The sequence below is a fragment of the Salinimonas iocasae genome, assembly GCF_006228385.1.
Lineage (GTDB): Bacteria > Pseudomonadota > Gammaproteobacteria > Enterobacterales > Alteromonadaceae > Alteromonas > Alteromonas iocasae.
The window spans coordinates 2,747,512-2,761,540 of the sequence record NZ_CP039852.1 but is presented as its reverse complement, the minus strand read 5'-3'; the positions used below and the strand labels follow the sequence as shown (position 1 = coordinate 2,761,540).

General features: G+C 45.7%; 11 protein-coding genes and 1 riboswitch. Of the genes, 9 read left to right on the top strand and 2 right to left on the bottom strand.

The features are described from left to right. Positions 1-32: 32 nt before the first annotated feature. The 7 genes from FBQ74_RS12235 (at position 33) to FBQ74_RS12205 (ending at position 7,118) form a co-directional block, all read left to right on the top strand. Positions 33-1,832, top strand: coding sequence for a tetratricopeptide repeat protein (locus FBQ74_RS12235; RefSeq protein ID WP_139756932.1), 1,800 nt, complete (start codon positions 33-35; stop codon positions 1,830-1,832). A gap of 330 nt (positions 1,833-2,162) precedes the next feature. After that, positions 2,163-2,927 (top strand): DUF3450 domain-containing protein, encoded by a 765-nt coding sequence (locus FBQ74_RS12230; RefSeq protein ID WP_139756931.1) that lies wholly within the window; start codon positions 2,163-2,165, stop codon positions 2,925-2,927. A gap of 6 nt (positions 2,928-2,933) precedes the next feature. Continuing rightward, complete coding sequence (locus tag FBQ74_RS12225; protein WP_139756930.1) at positions 2,934-4,292, top strand: MotA/TolQ/ExbB proton channel family protein; 1,359 nt, start codon at positions 2,934-2,936, stop codon at positions 4,290-4,292. 1 nt (position 4,293) lies between these two features. Then, entirely contained in the window at positions 4,294-4,818 is a 525-nt protein-coding gene (locus FBQ74_RS12220; RefSeq protein ID WP_139756929.1) for a MotA/TolQ/ExbB proton channel family protein, read from the top strand. Between the two features lie 11 nt (positions 4,819-4,829). Beyond that, positions 4,830-5,228, top strand: a complete 399-nt coding sequence (locus tag FBQ74_RS12215; RefSeq protein WP_139756928.1) for an ExbD/TolR family protein — start codon at positions 4,830-4,832, stop codon at positions 5,226-5,228. A gap of 1 nt (position 5,229) precedes the next feature. Next, positions 5,230-5,841 carry an energy transducer TonB gene (locus tag FBQ74_RS12210; RefSeq protein ID WP_139756927.1) on the top strand — a complete coding sequence of 204 codons (612 nt, stop codon included), beginning with the start codon at positions 5,230-5,232 and terminating at the stop codon, positions 5,839-5,841. A 2-nt stretch (positions 5,842-5,843) separates the two neighbouring features. Then, on the top strand, positions 5,844-7,118 hold the full coding sequence (locus tag FBQ74_RS12205; RefSeq protein WP_139756926.1) for a tetratricopeptide repeat protein: 1,275 nt from the start codon (positions 5,844-5,846) through the stop codon (positions 7,116-7,118). Positions 7,119-7,190: 72 nt separating this feature from the next. Here FBQ74_RS12205 and FBQ74_RS12200 read toward each other — a convergent pair whose 3' ends face one another. Then, entirely contained in the window at positions 7,191-9,254 is a 2,064-nt protein-coding gene (locus FBQ74_RS12200) for a GNAT family N-acetyltransferase (RefSeq protein ID WP_139756925.1), read from the bottom strand. A gap of 61 nt (positions 9,255-9,315) precedes the next feature. Here FBQ74_RS12200 and FBQ74_RS12195 point away from each other — a divergent pair, with 61 nt between their 5' ends. Continuing rightward, positions 9,316-9,744 (top strand): acyl-CoA thioesterase, encoded by a 429-nt coding sequence (locus tag FBQ74_RS12195; protein WP_139756924.1) that lies wholly within the window; start codon positions 9,316-9,318, stop codon positions 9,742-9,744. Here the strand turns inward: FBQ74_RS12195 and FBQ74_RS12190 are convergent. Then, positions 9,741-11,492: a helix-turn-helix domain-containing protein gene (locus FBQ74_RS12190; protein WP_139756923.1), complete on the bottom strand. Its 1,752-nt coding sequence runs from the start codon at positions 11,490-11,492 to the stop codon at positions 9,741-9,743. The genes FBQ74_RS12195 and FBQ74_RS12190 overlap by 4 nt on opposite strands. Positions 11,493-11,801: 309 nt before the next feature. Next, a riboswitch (TPP riboswitch) is annotated at positions 11,802-11,906 on the top strand. Positions 11,907-11,959: 53 nt separating this feature from the next. Between FBQ74_RS12190 and FBQ74_RS12185 the strand changes: the two genes are divergently transcribed. Beyond that, positions 11,960-14,020, top strand: a complete 2,061-nt coding sequence (locus FBQ74_RS12185; protein WP_139756922.1) for a TonB-dependent receptor — start codon at positions 11,960-11,962, stop codon at positions 14,018-14,020. Positions 14,021-14,029 lie beyond the last annotated feature (9 nt).

Genomic DNA, 14,029 nt, shown 5'->3' with positions numbered 1-14,029 from the left:
TTTGCAAAAATTTTCTTTTCAGGTTTAACGCTATGGCAAACAGTAACTCCCGCCATGAATTAATCGAGTTAGGTAAACAGGCCTTCAACGCAAAAAATTATAATGAAGCAGTCAGCTATTTCTCAGACAGAATCAAGGAAGCCCCTAAAGATTCTGTAACCCTACAGTACTTGGTTCATTGCTATTTGCACCTTGGTGATGTTAAAGAGGCTGATGCTGTACTGACTCAGTATTCCGCCTACCACGCAACTACCACTAACTACTGGCTTTGTAAGATTCAGGTTGCGCAGTTCTGTCAGCGCCTCAACGATGAATATTCGGCCTACCAGCAGTTATTCCACCTGGAAGGGGAGAGAATGCAGTGGTTAGAACGGTATGTTACTTTGTGTACGTCATTGCATCGCTTTGATGAAGCCCGTACCGTATTAAATAAGCTCATCGAAAATAACCCTGTTACTGAGCAGAAGCGCCTTATCTTATGGTTAAATTTCTATAGAGGGTGTGAGCGGCATTTAGAAGCGCTCAATTGTGCAAAAGCGCTGTACGACACGAATCCTCAAAGCCCTTATAATCTCAATGAATTAGCTGTGTGTTATCGCTTGTGCGGCAAATCACAAGAAGCTGTAGATATACTTTTATCCTTAGCATGCAAAAAGCCTCATTATGCGGTATATCATAATCTGGCCAACGCCTTGTCGGATCAGGGAAAACTTTCTGAGGCAATAAACTGGTATAAAAAAGCATTGTCACTAAATCCGCTCTATACTGATTCTCACATCAACCTCAATAAGTTGCTCTGGGAGTCGGGTAATATTGATGAATACCTCACGTCTTTTCAAAACGCCATTCAAGCGCATCCGACGGCCCATCATCTTTCCCTCGCTTACGCAGATTTTTTAGTTGATGAGCGACGTTATGCCGATGCTATCAGTCATCTCGAGCATATAGAGATTCCTGATTATCTGAATGTTGCCAAACGTCGAATCATCGCGCAGGCTTACCTTTACGCAGGAAGGTCATCGGACGCTTTGCCGATTCTTGAAAAGCTAACGCGAGACGCTGACACTACCGCCGTTGATAATATTACCTATGGTATCAGTCTGTTGAATACGGAAAACTATCCGCTAGCGAAAGAAATCCTCTCGGAAACAATTCGCCAACAACCGGATAATCAGCTGGCCAAAGCATATCATTATGCAGCGACACGACTGATAAGCGACAAGTTTGAAGGAGTTGCCGCCACAGTCGAAACATTTTCATACCGTCCCGATGACAGCGAATTTTGGCAACAATTAATAGACGAAATTATGCCTTTGCATGCATCGGAAAATAACCCGCTAGGTCAAACACTGGAAAAAGGAACCCAGACGCGGGGACATTTGCTCAGGGGAAATGGAAAACAGTTAAGAAAATTAAAGGCATTTTTAGATAGCAGTATCAAAGCATACTGTGAAAATCAGCGCATCGATATAAATACAATTACAGATTATGACAACGCGGTAAACTATATAGGTTCCTGGTCTGTACGGCTTAGCGGGCAGGGATTTCACCATAATCATATTCATTCGAAAGGCAAAATATCCGGCGTAATATATTTGAAGTTACCGGCTGAGATAGCAAATGAAGAAGCAAAGGCTGGCTGGCTAAAATTAGGTCAACCTTATTTATACGAAAGTCATGAACTTTCACCCGAAATGTATATCAAACCAGAAGTAGGTAAGTGTGTGTTATTCCCCTCTCACGCCTGGCACGGAACCACACCAATTCATGACGATGCAGAGCGAATAACAATCGCGTTTGATGTTGGACAATACGGCTTGGATAAGTCGTAAGATTTCGCCTGGTATAATGATTCACTTAAACGGCAAACTTATTCGTGTGCGCGCTGTTTTACGAATAATTGGTCATCCGAAAATCATTTGTAGTACAAAAAACTATCAATTACTGTTGGCTATTTGAACAAAATAAATTCAAATAGCGTGTTAAGACTGTGTTACTTGACTCTTTCAGCGGTTCCATGTGACTATTATGGATTCGTAGTGTTGGCGAAATGGCGCTGGCAGCTACCTTCCGAAAGCGAAATAGCAAAGTTTATACGCCCCTTGCTACCAATGATGTAGCGAGGATTCAAATAAGAAATTTGGTTGGGAACTATGTCCAAGATGAGCAAGAGAACTCTTATTGCTTCTACTGTCATGGGTGCATTCGCACTGTCTGGCAGTGCAGCCGTCTCTGCAGTTACTCTTAACGATCTTCATAAAGAAGAAGCTAAGATTCACGCGGCTGCAGCGAAATCTCAAGAAAAAATCAACGCACTGTTTGAACAGTCACAAGAGTTGTTGGTCGAGTATCGTCAAACTGTTGACCAAACAGAGAACCTGAAAGTTTATAACGACTACATCGCGAGCTTGGTCGAAGACCAACAGCGCAGTATCGATTCTCTTCAGCGTCAGATTGATAGTATTGAAGAAACTAAGCAGGGCATCGTTCCATTGATGTTCCGCATGATTGACAGCCTGGAAAAATTTGTTGAGTTGGATATTCCAATTCACCTTGAAGAGCGTCGCGAACGTATTCAGCGTCTGCGTGATTTGATGGCCAACTCTAACGTTACTGTTTCAGAGCAGTTCCGTCAGGTTATCGAAGCGTATCTGGTAGAAGTTGAGTATGGCACTAAGATGTCATCTTATCAGGGTACAATCAGCTCAAACGGTACCGAGAATACAGTTGATTTCTTCAACCTTGGTCGTACCGCATTCCTTGCGCTTTCTTTAGACCAATCCAGTGCATGGGTTTGGGATAATGACGAGCGTCAATGGAAAGCTTTAGGTGATGATTATCTGGCGTCTGTTGTTGATGCTGTGAAAATGGCAAATGGCACCATTACACCTGATCTAATCAAACTACCAATTAAAGCAGCGGAGTAAGTTTTAATGAAACTAGTATTTAAATCTCTTGTAGCCGCTGCAACGATGGCGGTTATTTCTACCGGCGCGCAGGCGCAGGAAGCTGCCAGCCTGCAAGACCTGCTAGAACAGGTTAAGCAAAACCGTGTTTCTGAAGCACGTATTAACGAAGAGCGTGAAGCTGAATTCCGTTCAGAGCGCGCAGATAAGCAAGCATTGCTACAAAAAGCTCAGTCTGAACTTCAGGCTGAACAAGACCGTGGTGATCGCCTTCAGCAGCAATTTTCTGATAACGAAACTACGCTGAACGAAAAATCTTCAGAATTAGAACAGGCGACAGGAACACTAGGTGAAATGTTTGGTGTTGTTCGTCAGGCCGCTTCTGAAGCATATGGTCGTGTATCAACATCAATCGTTAGTGCCCAGTACCCGGATCGTGATGACTTCCTTGCGGAAATGTCTGAAGAATCTAAGGGTTTGCCTAACATTCAGGAACTTGAAGATCTTTGGTTTGCTCTGCAAACAGAAATGACTCAGGGTGGTCAGGTTGATCGCTTCACTACAGAAGTTGTAAACCTTGACGGCGGTAGCAGCGAGCAGGAAGTTGTTCGTGTAGGTACTTTCAACCTTGTTGGTGCAGATGGTTACCTATCTTATGATGCCGAAAATGACGTAGTTCAGCCACTAGGCCGTCAACCAGAAGGTTTCCTGGTTTCTTCAGCTGAAGAAATGGCAGAAGCAACTTCTGGTACTGTGGCTTTCTATGCTGACCCTTCTCAAGGTGCAATCCTTGGTCTGCTTAAAGAGAAAGCAACGTGGAGCGAGCGTTACCATGCAGGTGGTGCGGTTGGTTACACAATTACAGTAATGCTTATCATTGGTTTGCTGATTGGTATCTACAAGCTGGTTACGCTTGGCATCACTGGTAGCAAGATCAAGTCGCAGCTGAAGAACCCAGGTAATCCTTCATCAGGTAACCCTCTGGGTCGTATCCTGAAGGTTTATCAGGAAAACAAGCATTCTGACGCTGAAAATCTTGAACTGAAACTGGATGAAGCAATCCTGAGAGAATTGCCTTCTATCGAAAGTGGTATCAACGTAATCAAGATCTTTGCTGCTATCGCACCGCTGCTTGGTCTGTTAGGTACGGTTCTGGGTATGATTGCAACGTTCCAGACAATTACTCTGTTTGGTACTGGTGACCCGCGTCTGATGGCAGGTAGTATTTCAATGGCACTTGTTACTACAGCACAGGGTATCATTGCTGCATTGCCGCTGATTCTGACTCACAGCATCGTTGCGTCTCGCAGCAAATCAATCATCCACATTCTTGATGAGCAAACTGCAGGTATCATTGCAGCTCACACAGAGGCGGAGAAAGCGTAATATGAATAGCCTGATTGGATTATGGGAATCTGTCAGGGAATTTATCGCTACCGGCGGTGACGTTCTTTATTTTGTCGCTGCCGCGCTCTTTCTTATGTGGGTATTAATGATTGAGCGCTATTGGTATATCACGGCGGTCTTTCCTAAGGTGAAGAAAGACATTATCACCAGATGGGACGCCCGCTCTGATACAACCTCTTGGTATGCGCATAGAATCCGTGAAGCCTGGATTTCCGAAGCGTCTGATAATTTGGACGCCCGCATGCTTATCATCCGAACGTTAGTGGCCATGTGTCCATTAATCGGTCTACTGGGAACAGTGACAGGGATGATTAGTGTTTTTGAAACCATGGCAACGCAAGGTACTAGTAATGCTCGTTTGATGGCTTCTGGTATTTCGATGGCGACAATCCCAACAATGGCTGGGATGGTTGCGGCATTGTCGGGTCTATTTATCAGTTCTCGTCTCGAGGCCAAAGCTAAATTGGCCAGAGAGGGCTTGGTTGATAGCCTGCCACATCACTAGAGAGAGATATTATGGCGCGGAAAGTCAGAACTGAAGAGGAAGATGCACAGATCGATATGACGCCAATGCTTGACGTTGTATTTATCATGCTAATCTTCTTCATAGTTACTACTGTTTTCGTAAAAGAAGCAGGTATTGAAGTTAATAAACCTGATGCGAATCAGGCCTCAATGAAAAAAAACGCCAATATCTTCGTCGCTATCACTGACGATGGCAGTGTGTGGTTAGACAAGCGCGAAGTGGCTGTTGATAGTGTCAGAGCTAACATCGAGCGGTTGTTGACGGAACAGCCAACTGATTATGTCATCATCCAGGCTGATGTTAAGGCCAAGCATGGTACTGTTGTGAAAGTGATGGACCAGATCAAAGCTGCGGGTGTTGATCGTATATCAGTAGCAGCAAGGGGATAAGATGGTTCGATTTATCGTTTCTATATTGTTAGGTGCCGCGGTTGCTTTCGGTTTATTTGTCCTGATGGCCAAACTAATTGAAAACTCAAACCGCCCGGCAGATGAAGTTCCTGATGCACCGGTAATCGATGTTGTTATGCAGGAACCTGAGGCTGATACGCAGACTCGTCAGCGTACACCGCCTCCGCCACCTCCGCCACCGCAACAGCCGCCAAAACAGCAGCCTGTAGAGCCGGATGCGGCAGAACCTGATGCAGGAGGTTTCAGCTTAAATGTTCCTTCTATTGATACAGGTGACGTTGGCGCAAGTATTGGTGCAGTAGGTGCAATGCAGCAAGATGGTGAAGCAACACCAATTGTTAGGATTGACCCTAAGTATCCACCACAGGCAGCTCGTGATGGACGTGAAGGTTGGGTAAAACTGTCATTCACTATTAATGAGCAAGGTGGTGTTGAAGACATCGAAGTTATCGATGCTGACCCTAAGCGTATCTTTGACCGCGAAGCGCGCCGAGCGTTGAGTAAGTGGAAGTACAAGCCTAAAGTGGTTGAAGGCAAGCGCGTTAAGCAACCCAACATGTTTGTACAGCTAGACTTTAAACTGGAGCAGTGATCATGATGAAAAACACATTCAAAATGTCAGCCCTTGCTTTAGTAATGGGTGTAACTGCTACAGTGAGTGCGCCAGCGATGGCGCAGCAGTCGAAGTCTAACGCGCCAGTCGTTTGTCCTGGATATGAAAAGGGTAAAACGAAGCTTGTTGGTGAGCGAGCGGGTAAAAAGGTTCAAAAAGCATTTGAAGCCTACAACGAAGACAGAGTTCAAGAAGCGCTAGATATTCTTTATGATATCGAAACTTCGGACGACTTTGATAAAGCGTATGTTGGCCGGTTTATCGGAAACCTTCTTGCAGCTGATGAGAAGAAATCTGATGAAGCGCTTCGATACCTGACTGATGCTGTTAAAAATAAAGTGCTTAATGATAGCGAACATGCAAATACGCTTAAGCTTGTAGCGAACCTGAACCTACGTGAAGAGAACTACAAGGAAGCGATTAACTGGTATCAGGAATGGATGGACTTTACCTGTAAAGAAGATCCCGATACCTATGTTCGTATGGCACAGGCATTCTTCGAAACAAAAGAGCTTGATAAGGTTATTGAACCGGCAAACAGAGCGATTGAGCTTTATGAGAAGCCGAACAAGAACCCTTATGTATTGAAGTTGCAGTCGTACTATCAACGTAAGATGTACCCGGAAACAGTTGAAATTGCGGAAACGCTTGTCAATACGTTCCCTGAGAATCCAAATTGGTGGACGCAGCTGGGTGTTTTCTACATGCTAGTTGAAAACTACGATGATGCACTGTCTACCATGGAGATAGCTTATAACGCCGGTTACCTTGACAAAGAATCACAGTTCAAGAACCTTGCGCAGCTATACTCTACCAATGGTATCCCATACAAAGCGGCGAAAACCCTAGAGAAGCACCTGGAAAGCGGAGAGATAAAAGAAGACGCATCAATGATGCGAAATATTGCGAATTCTTTCCATCAGGCAAAGAACTATGACATCGCGGCCAACTACTACGGTAAAGCTGCACAGATGAGTTCTGACCCTCAGGATTTCCAGAAGCAAGGTACGCTTCTTTTAGTTGCTGAAGATTATAAAGGCGCTGTTAAAGCATTGAACAATGCTCTTGATCGTGGTGCGGAAGAAGAAGGGAAGATTTATTTCTCTTTAATGGAAGCATACTTCTATCAGGAAAACTTCAAGCAAGCCTGGAAGTATAATCAGATGGCTAAAAAAGAAAGCTCTATGCGCCGTAATGCGGTTGCATGGGAACCTTATATCAAGGAAAAAGCCAAAAATCGTGGAATCGATATTTAATATAAAAAGCCCCTGCAAAGGGGCTTTTTTTTTTGATCTGTTGATTACATGTAGTTTTTAGAATCAAATAAATCATTCTTTGTTTGACGTTCTGAAGACTGTTTTCGTCTCTTCTAATAACTTTCGTTCAAACGCCTTTTTGCCCGTTAATTTATTTAACAATATTAAATCTTTTATACAGCGCTTATTTATCACAAACTGATATGACAGTGAGTTTTCAGTCAATAAACCAGCGTTGGTTGTAATGAAATAGATAAAAGCATTTCCGGTAAGCTCCCTTGACCGGTGTCCGTTTATATACGCTTTTATTCTGCTGTCAATGATCGTACCTAAAGCGAAGTGATTTACTATTCGCTTCATTTCTTCGATGGATTCAGCCGTATCAAAATGATACATATTCGTGAGCTGATTTTGTTTCTCTTTAGCAAAAGTGGAAACTGGTTTTACGATTAAATTACTAATTTGTCCGCTAGCCTTATCCGGCTTTTTTCCTCGCCGTATCAATTCAAAATCAGCATTTTTCCAAAAATTATCTATCTCTGGATCGGAGGCATAAGAGCTGGTAAGCCAGTCGATCTGAATTTTTCTCGCTTCTGTTTGAATGTGGCTCAACATAGATGAGGCGATACCGTTTCTTCGGTAGTCGTCACGAACCGCTATTCTGTTTATGCGCCAGTATGAGCGATGTGCTAAATCTGCATCCACTGTTAACAGAGCAATACTCTGCGCGCTAAGATGGCCTTTAACACGTCTGTTTCCCTGTGCGATGCTTTCGCTTAACGATGAAAGTCTATTACCACCTTCATGGTTAATAACCGCAGCGCCGACCAGTAATTTACCCTGAAAGGCTAACATAAACGATACATCAGGGGCGTCAGTCAGTCGCATCAGGTCATCCGGAGACGTTTGGTAATGGGAATCACTGAGCAGGTGATAGAGTCTGGAAAGTATTCCCGGATCAATCTGCTGTGCTGTAAGATGTGAAAATGTGATCGGTCCAGTGAACACCTCAGGCTCATCCTGAACGTCTGTAAATAACAGGCTTTTATCTAAAACAGACTCCAGCGGGTCATTTGCTGCCCAGCGCACAGGCTCGGTCAATGTTAGATGACGAAGCTGTCCACTGGCTTTTAGGGGCAACAGGAATTTGTGGATAAATCCTAAACCAGAACCTTCAAACCCAAAAGTGGTTGTAGTCACAAAGCATCTGCTGTTCCTTGCGGTCAATGATATCAAAACCGGCAGGGGCAGCGATGCAGCCTCATCTATCAACATGATATCTGCATCATTGTTATATGCCCTGGGATTATCGGGCGCTAACCACTCAACGAATTCCCTTGCATCATGAATTTTGCAGGAAAGCGCATTTGCCAAATGTCGGTAAAATACGGTTTGACTATGTGCTCGTGAGCTCACAAGTAAAATTTTAAGCGATCTGTTTATCAGAGCGGCTGCTATAGTGCCCAATAGGGCAGACTTACCCCGCCCCCGGGGCGCAGTGAGCGCATATAAAGATTTATCTGTGTCCAGTGAACTCAAATAGTCATCCATAACGCGTTGCTGACTCACTGTAAGATAGTTTTCGCTGTCTGAATAACAACGTTGCGAAGTGGTAACGTACTTAATCGGAAGCCGCTCCACGCTTTTATCTTTCGAACAGATGGCAACAGTACAGTTCCGATCGAATTTTTCAATGATGAGGCGGGTGAAAAGGCTTTCATTGATTGCATAACCATGGCTCAGGTAATGTGGCTGCGTGACGCCGGTATGAAAAGGCCATTCTTCCAGCGAAGGACAAAGTATGATTAGGCGGCCCCCAAAGCGAAGTGTGCCTGCCAGGGCAAGTATTGCGCTAGGTCGGAGACCGCATAGCGCATTGTATATGCCGATATCAAATTCCTGACCTAGCACCTTCTTGTAATCGGATAGTACAAACGGGTGTGCATTGGCAGTTGCGCAGAAGTGAGCCTCATCACTTAAAACCGCGCAGGATAGTTCTGATGATAATGCGTCAGCCAGCGCTTCTATTGATTGCGCGGCATCCTTTGTCTCAAACAACATCAACTGCCGATGATAGTTCGCAGCATCTGCACGTAATGGCACACTGAGCCATTCAATGAGGTTCTTAAAAGCCATCGCAACGTTTTTGCCGTATAATAAATAAAGAAGTTTAACCTATTAACCTGAAGGATTTCGAATGCGTTTCTTATCACGCCGTTTAGTGATGCCCAACGACCTTAATTATGCTGACTCTCTGTTCGGGGGCCGCGCTCTGGAGTGGATAGATGAAGAGTCTGCTATTTATGCAATTTGTCAGTTAGAAACAAATTGTCTGGTCACGAAGCACATTGGTGAAATCAGCTTTGAATCGCCGGCTATGCAGGGTGATATCGTGGAGTTCGGACTGGCGACGAAAGCTGTCGGTCGTACGTCGATTACGGTCAGTTGCCTGGTTCGGAACAAGGCAACAAAGAAAACTATCTGTCTTGCAGATGATATCGTGTTTGTGAAGGTCGATCCTGTTACGCGCCAGCCTGTTCCACACGGCAAAACGCTGGAAAGTCTGAAAACGCAAACCGATGAGGAGTTGCGTAGTCTGAACCTGCTTTCCGAATCCAGCGATTAACGCCAGTGTTCAAGGGCCTCGCAGATTTTCACCTTGTGTGAGTCAGCGAGGCTGTCTAATCCCACATAGTCCGTTTCGCTGGCCAGCATTGAAAACGCAATATTATGGGCATTCAGAATACGGGCGGGAACTTCTTGCATGTCATCCTTCTCGATGGATTTACACAGCTCCCATAAAGACTGATTTGTTTCATAGCCGAAGCCCCATCTAAGCAGCATAAGTGATGATGCACCATATAAGCAGATGCCAAGCTCAGTGCAAAGTTGTCGGGTAAAGGCCAGAAAGCTTTCGCTCTCCTGCCACATTCTTAGTACCCCGTCTGCAAATACACATTCTTCGTGGAAGACGAGAAATACTGCCAGCGTACCAAACAGCAACTGCTGTCGGGTGTTCTCATGCTCACCATTGGCTGGTGTATCCTGATACACGATAGAATATACGCTGTCGCTAAACAGCATTGCATCTATTAGCCGCTCCACCTTCGGATGCCTGCATTGTTCTGATAGCTGCTGTTGGGCAGCAAACATAATTGCCAGGTTTTTGATATTGCCGACCCCCAGGTTACGGCCCACAGCCTGCTCCAGCGTCGTCACCTTACCACCAAATGTTGCTTTGCCCGCCTTGCTCATTACATGCGCGTGAAAGATCGGGTCCTTTTTAATAAGTGCGACCATATTTCCCAGCGTTACATCGTCGTCTTTCAGAGTGACTATGGCCTGAATTGTGGAGGGCAGGGGAGGCAAATTATCTACAATAGAAAGCAGATTATCGTTACCACGTGTGAACCGGAGTCGGGCACCTAATTGTCGAATTTGTCCGGCATTAATACCTGAAAATGCTTTGAAGCTTCGTTCAAACGAGCGTCTGTCAGAAAAACCCAGAGAAACCGCCACCTCATCTGTTTTTTCACCCTGAATAAGGCGCTGGGTAGATAGACCGTGCGTATACGATTTTAACAGGTCGCTGAACGTTATCGCTTCCAGCTTAAGCGTTTTTCTCAAAGAAGGGAGTGACATACCCAGGATTTCGGCGACCCATTCTGCCCGAATGCGGGCGGGAAACGGAGCTTGCGCGAAAACGTGCAGTAACTGATGTTCAAATGACTGAGGACGTATGGCTAATGCTGGCGCGAGTAATGATTCAATGGTTGGGCTATGAAAGAAGGAAGGCTGAGATAACCACGCACGAGAAAAAGAAACGGCCACCTGCTCACCGTCGCGCCGCTTAGCATCTGAAAGTGCATGCAGCACCTGCCCACCAGATCCGGGAAGTGACACTTCTTCAAAGTCAAATCGCCGCCCGGCAAGATGACGAAAGAGTACCAGCAGAAAATATACACAGACTTCGTTTTGCAGTTCTGCGTTTTCAGTACACCAGCTGAGTCTGACCAGAGCAGGTACTTCCGTTGTCGACATTGTCACCTCACCCGGTAGCAACGAACTACTTCTGGGAACAAGCATATCCAACGCACTCTGTATATCGCGCGTTGAAGTCATATAAACAACCAAATTGCCCATCTTATTAAAATCGAAATAGCCGGCCAGGGACTGACCCGTTTTTAATACGGTTTGAGCGGGGATAAGTTGAGCCAGTAATGCTTCTGTTTGCTGACTGCTAAACCGGTCCGATTCGATTGCGGGAAGCGCGGTAACAGCATGCGCATCAGCCTGATTCGTGAGTTGCATGTCACGACGCAAACTTAATAAGCTACGAATAATCGCCGACCAGAATAATCCGTGAAATGTCATCAGTACTCCGTAACTTAACCGCCAACAAAAGCGCCTGCCAGTACACGTAATTAACCCATAATTACAAGAAAGTGTCCTGTCAGATATTGCCGTCGCTGCTTATAATCAGTTTGTCACTATTACGTTGCTGTACCTTATTCAGAGCATGTTTATTGATAAAACAATGCTTTGTCATGAGTCATCAAACGTTACGTGTCTACCAACCGGCTGATTCGGCCATAAAAACGCCCGCCCGTCACTCTTAACGGGCGTTTTTTTTATTTGATCCTATTGTACTACTTGATACACTGCGCGCCTGCAGACGTTAGTCTGCCAACCAAGGGGTGCCGAATCCGGCTGAGATCTGTTCGTAAAACAGGAACCCTTTTACCTGATCCGGATAATACCGGCGTAGGGATGGTGTCATAATGCAACCAGTTTTCCTGCCCCAATACCGGATCCTTTTCTAATCAGACAAGAGATCCTCAATGAAATACAATGCGATACTACTGGCCTTTCTGAGCGCGACCGCAGTTGCCGAAACACAGGACATTGAGTACATCACTGTTACCGGTGATTTTCGACAGGCAACGCTTGATCAATTAAGTAGCAGTGCAACAGTATTATCTACACAACGTCTTGATGCCCGCCAGGCTACCTATCTAGATGATATTTTAAACGTGGCGCCGAATGTAAATTTTGCTTCAGGCGCATCCAGAGGGCGGTTTATTCAGATACGCGGGATTGGTGAGCGCTCACAATTCGCAGAGCCTATCAATCCATCGGTCAGCTTTTTAGTTGATGATTTTGACTTTTCGGGGCTTGCCGCAGCCGGCGTATTGTTCGATACGCAGCAGGTTGAGGTTTTCCGCGGCCCGCAATCAACACTGTTTGGTACCGGTGCGCTGGCTGGCGCAGTAAAGATTGTGTCGAACCAGCCCGGTGAGGATCAGGGGACACATGCTGAGGTACGTGTCGGAAATAACGATTCCTACCGTATTGAAGCTGCAACTGGCAGCGAGTTAACGTCAGCGCTGCGCTATCGGGTGGCATTTATGCACAACGCAAGCGACGGCTTTGTGAACAATACATTCCTGGATCGGGAAGATACTGACAATATTGAGGAAACGGCAGCTAAAGCTGCTCTGCAGTGGGATATAAGTAGTGACAGTGTGCTCGACGTCAGCTATCGCTGGTACGATATAAACAATGGCTACGATGCATTTTCACTGGATAATACCCGGGAGTCTCTGGCAGACGAGCCTGGTTTTGATACCCAGCAAACGCATGCAGTCAGTGTAAAGCTGACTACCGATTATCACTTCGGCCAGCTGACTTCTTTGCTTACTCATGCCTCTCATAATATCGCTTATGGTTATGATGAAGACTGGACTTACACCGGCTTCCACCCGTTTGGCTATACATCTTTTGATGCTTATTTTCGCGAAGTAGACACGCAGACGGCTGAACTGCGGTTTACCAGTGCTGAGAGCGCCCGACTGTTCAATAACTCAACCGACTGGCTTATCGGCGTGCACTATAAGGGCGTTGAAGAGGCATTAGTGCGAGAGTACACCTACGCCGCAAACGATTTTGTCAGTAAGTACCTGCCAACGACTAAAGCCTTATATGGGCAGACTGATACGCAATTTACTGATTCGCTGGCGCTGACATTTGGCCTGCGTTTTGAAAATTACGGGTTCGACTATGCGGATAATCAGGGGCTACAGCGAGAATACGACACCAGTATGATTGGCGGTAAGGCTGCGTTGCAGTATACCCCTGATGAACATACGTGGTACGCCAGTATCTCGCGTGGCTTCAAGGGCGCGGGCATTAATCCTGCCCAACGGGTCTCAGAAGATAAACGCTTTTTTGATGAAGAGTATAACTGGAACTACGAACTCGGGGTCAAGGGGCCACTGTTTGTACCACAGGCGACCTTGCGCGCTGCTATTTTTTACATGCAAAGAGACAATACCCAGGTAAACGATTTCGACGTTATCACTCGTCAGGATGGTACCCCTGATTTTATTGATGTGATAGATAATGCCGATTTGGGAACAAATCGCGGCGCAGAAATTGAGGCAAATTGGCAGGTCACTGATAGCTGGCAGCTTCAGGGCAGCATTGGTTACCTGGATGCAAAATTCGAAGAGTACACCAATGCCCGCGGCGATTTCATTGATGAGCAACAACAGGCGCAGGCGCCACGCTGGACAGCCAATCTGTATTCGCGCGTGCTGATTAGCGATAGCTGGTCGTGGCAGGCGGACGTTGATTTTAAAGACCGTTATCGCTTCTCAGACGGACACGATGTCATGTCGCCCTCCGCCACACTGGTCAATACTCAGCTTAAATGGGAACAAAGGAACTGGTACGCATCGGTCTGGGCTAACAATGTGTTTGACAAAACCTACTACGTTCGTGGTTTTGGTGGGTTTAGTAACGATCCCAGAGACGGTGAATTTGGCTATGCAACGCCAGAGCCTTACTACCAGCTAGGCGCAGGCAGACAATATGGCGTCACCGTAGGTTATCAATTTTAGGAGACAATT

Excerpts from the sequence above, each read along its gene's own strand:
- FBQ74_RS12235 (WP_139756932.1), top strand. The coding sequence starts at position 33 with ATGGCAAACAGTAACTCCCGCCATGAATTAATCGAGTTAGGTAAACAG.
- FBQ74_RS12230 (WP_139756931.1), top strand. The coding sequence starts at position 2,163 with ATGAGCAAGAGAACTCTTATTGCTTCTACTGTCATGGGTGCATTCGCA.
- FBQ74_RS12225 (WP_139756930.1), top strand. The coding sequence starts at position 2,934 with ATGAAACTAGTATTTAAATCTCTTGTAGCCGCTGCAACGATGGCGGTT.
- FBQ74_RS12220 (WP_139756929.1), top strand. The coding sequence starts at position 4,294 with ATGAATAGCCTGATTGGATTATGGGAATCTGTCAGGGAATTTATCGCT.
- FBQ74_RS12215 (WP_139756928.1), top strand. The coding sequence starts at position 4,830 with ATGGCGCGGAAAGTCAGAACTGAAGAGGAAGATGCACAGATCGATATG.
- FBQ74_RS12210 (WP_139756927.1), top strand. The coding sequence starts at position 5,230 with ATGGTTCGATTTATCGTTTCTATATTGTTAGGTGCCGCGGTTGCTTTC.
- FBQ74_RS12205 (WP_139756926.1), top strand. The coding sequence starts at position 5,844 with ATGATGAAAAACACATTCAAAATGTCAGCCCTTGCTTTAGTAATGGGT.
- FBQ74_RS12200 (WP_139756925.1), bottom strand. The coding sequence starts at position 9,254 with ATGGCTTTTAAGAACCTCATTGAATGGCTCAGTGTGCCATTACGTGCA.
- FBQ74_RS12195 (WP_139756924.1), top strand. The coding sequence starts at position 9,316 with ATGCGTTTCTTATCACGCCGTTTAGTGATGCCCAACGACCTTAATTAT.
- FBQ74_RS12190 (WP_139756923.1), bottom strand. The coding sequence starts at position 11,492 with ATGACATTTCACGGATTATTCTGGTCGGCGATTATTCGTAGCTTATTA.
- FBQ74_RS12185 (WP_139756922.1), top strand. The coding sequence starts at position 11,960 with ATGAAATACAATGCGATACTACTGGCCTTTCTGAGCGCGACCGCAGTT.